Source organism: Dyella sp. (genome assembly GCF_035486915.1).
GTDB lineage: Bacteria > Pseudomonadota > Gammaproteobacteria > Xanthomonadales > Rhodanobacteraceae > Dyella_B.
On sequence record NZ_DATHMR010000201.1, the window covers coordinates 1 to 3058 of the forward strand.

The 3058-nt window shown below is 58.3% G+C and carries 3 protein-coding genes; 1 reads left to right on the forward strand and 2 read right to left on the reverse strand.

The genetic code is table 11. The features are described from left to right. Window positions 1-769, reverse strand: a 769-nt coding sequence (locus tag VK725_RS16605; RefSeq protein WP_325319173.1) for a LacI family DNA-binding transcriptional regulator, incomplete at its 3' end; no start/stop codon positions are given. A gap of 424 nt (window positions 770-1193) precedes the next feature. On the opposite strand from VK725_RS16605, the gene VK725_RS16610 reads away from it, so the two are divergent. Next, window positions 1194-2417 (forward strand): DUF2252 family protein, encoded by a 1224-nt coding sequence (locus VK725_RS16610; protein WP_325319171.1) that lies wholly within the window; start codon window positions 1194-1196, stop codon window positions 2415-2417. Here the strand turns inward: VK725_RS16610 and VK725_RS16615 are convergent. Then, on the reverse strand, window positions 2414-3058 hold a 645-nt coding region (locus VK725_RS16615; protein ID WP_325319172.1), incomplete at its 5' end, for a S9 family peptidase. The genes VK725_RS16610 and VK725_RS16615 overlap by 4 nt on opposite strands.

Sequence of the window (3058 nt, forward strand, 5' to 3'; positions counted from 1 at the left end):
TGGCGGCGAAAACGGCATCGAACGGCGCTTCACGTTCGAGCAGCGTTTCCATCGCGCCGTAGCCGGCTTGCTCGGTGCTCTCGGTGGCATCGACCTGCAACATCGGCTCGGCTTCAATGCCTGCTTCTTGCAGGGCAGCAACGTAACCGCGATAGCGCTCGAAGAATTCCGGATAGTGGCTCGATGCGTCGCCCAGGAACGCAATGCGTTTGCATCCCTGTTCCAGCAGATGTGTGGCGACGGCGTGGCCACCTTGCAAGTTGTCGCAGCCGATGGAGACATCGGGCTGATCTGGCAACACCGCACCCCAACGCACCGAATGGGTGCCTTGCGCAGCGAGCTTTTCGAGCTTGTCGCGATAGGCGAGATAATCGCCATAGCCGAGCAAAATAATGCCGTCGGCTTTTTTCGTATCGGCGTAATCGGCATGCCAGTCGTAGGACAGCTGCTGGAACGAAATCAGCAAGTCGTAACCGCGCAGAGCGCAGGCACGCGTGATCGAGCCGAGCATCGAAAGAAAGAACGGGTTGATGTGCGAGTCGTCTGCCGTAGGATCTTCGAACAGCAACAATGCCAGCGTGCCCGAATGCTGCGAACGGAGGTTCGACGCATTCTTGTCCACCTTGTAGTTGAGCTGATCGGCCGCTGCCTTAATGCGCTGCCGGGTCTCCTCACTGACCAGCGGGCTATCGCGCAACGCGCGCGACACCGTCGACTGGGAAACCCCGGTCAGGTGGGCGATATCGAAGGAGGTAGCTTTCCCTTTGATTTGCACTGCGTCGCGACTCTTGGCCAGATGGCTGCGGGCAGCGGCTGCCCATCCGTAACACCATCCTAACGGTTCCGCAGGGTCGATGTCGTCAGTCGGCTGAAAGACTCGGAAAAAGGGCAAGAAAAAGCCCCGAGAACTTAGGGGGAGTCCTCGGGGCCGGTGGAATCGAAGCCCAGGGGAGAGGTTCGATTCCGGTTGGCGACCCAGGGAGGTGGGCGCCGGGGGATGCCGTTGCGTGCATCCGAAAACTTAGAGCGCGGGTTGGCATGAAAAGTTGCACAGGCCGGTACAAATTTTCGGAAATGGTTAGCTGCGATTCATTTCTGGAAAACGGGCTGCGTCGTTACTCGGGCGACGCAACAAGACTTTCACAGATGTCGCCTGACGATGTAACGCAATTGCTACAAACATGGTGCACTTCGTGACGAAAAAAACCAAGAAAACCCGCGGTCGTGTCGTCGCCCCCGCGGCGCGCGCTGCCGTGCTGACGAATTTGCGCAATCGAAAAATGGCGCGATCTGCACATGCTTATGTGCGCGGCAATACGGCGCGTTTTTATGAGTGGCTGGATGACGAGGAGCAGCCGTCTATTCCGCACGGGCCGGCAATCTGGATTTGTGGCGACTGTCATATCGGCAATCTCGGCCCGGTCGCCAACGATCAAGGCGCCGTACACATCCAGATTCGCGATTTCGACCAGAGCGTCATCGGCAATCCTGCGCACGATCTGATTCGATTGGCGCTGTCGCTCGCAATCGTCGCGCGTGGCTCTGATCTTCCCGGCGTCACTACCGTTCGCATGATCGAAGCAATGCTTGCCGGATACGAAACAGCTTTTCCGGAATCGGACGAAGAGGAGCCGGATATCCCCCCTTCGATTCGTCTGGTGATGAAACGCGCACTTCGCCGCAACTGGAAATCGCTTGCCCAGGAGCGTATCGACGGCGTTCAACCCAGTTTCCCGGTGGGCAAGAACTTCTGGACGCTGACCAAACGAGAACGTTCCGCAATCGCGCAATTGATAGCGCAGCCCGAGATCGTCGAGCTTGCCACGCAACTGCATCATCGCGACAACGACGCGCACGTGTCGCTGCTGGATGCCGCCTATTGGCGAAAGGGCTGCAGTTCGCTCGGCAAACGGCGCTATGCTGTCTTGCTGGATGTCGATGGGGGCACCAGCGACGGTGAAGATCTCTGCCTGATCGACATCAAGGAGGCGGTCAAATCCGTGGCGCCGCATGCTCCCAAAGTGCGTATGCCGCGTGATAACGCGAAGCGCGTAGTGGAAGCGGCAACGCATCTTTCGCCTTCGCTCGGGCATCGCATGCGTGCTGCAACCCTGTTGGACAGCCAGGTATTCGTACGCGAGCTGCTGCCGCAGGATCTCACGCTCGATATCGATCGCATGGGCAGGAAACAAGCCATGCGCGTGGCGATGTTTCTCGCCAGCGTCGTGGGGCGCGCGCACGCGCGCCAGATGGATGCATCCACCCGCAAAGCGTGGCGTGCGGAGCTTGCACGCAATCACACGCGATCGTTGGATGCGCCGTCCTGGTTATGGCGCAGCGTGACGCTTCTGCTTGCGCAACACGAAAGCGAATACCTGGATCACTGTCGCCGATATGTGGCGGCAGAGCATCGTTAGTTCGTGCTGTTGCCGGCGGTCGCCGAAGCATCCGGGCCGATATATTTGTCCAGGAACGCCTGCAGGTGTTCGAGCAGTTCCGTGTTGTTGTCTTCGCTATAGAAACCGTGCAGTTCCTTCGGCTTGACCAGCCATTCGTAGGGCTTGCCGGATTTCTGCAGCGCATCGCGCAGTACCTCGGCATTCTTGACCGGCACGCGCGGATCTTTTTCTCCGTGAACGATCAATACGGGGACATTAAATGCGTCCAAATGATAAAGAGGCGAAATGGCTTTGAGCGTCGCGTCGTCCTCGCCAATTTGCTGGGCGAATACAAAGTGGTTGAGATTGTCGGCGTACTCCAGCTCCTCGTCGTCGCGAAGGATTCTGTAATCGGAAATGCCCGCAAAATCGACCGCGCACTTGAACATCTCCGGCGCGCGAATGGGTGCCATCAGCGCCGAATAACCGCCAAAGCTCGCGCCAAAAACGCAAACATGATTTTTGTCTGCGTAACCTTGCGCGATTGCCCATTTCACGCCGTCGATCAGATCCTGCTGAATGCCAGTGCCGAATTGCTTATATCCGGCCTTCATGAATGTGTAGCCGCGACCGGACGATCCACGGTAATTCACCTGCAGCACGGCGTAGCCGCGGTTGGC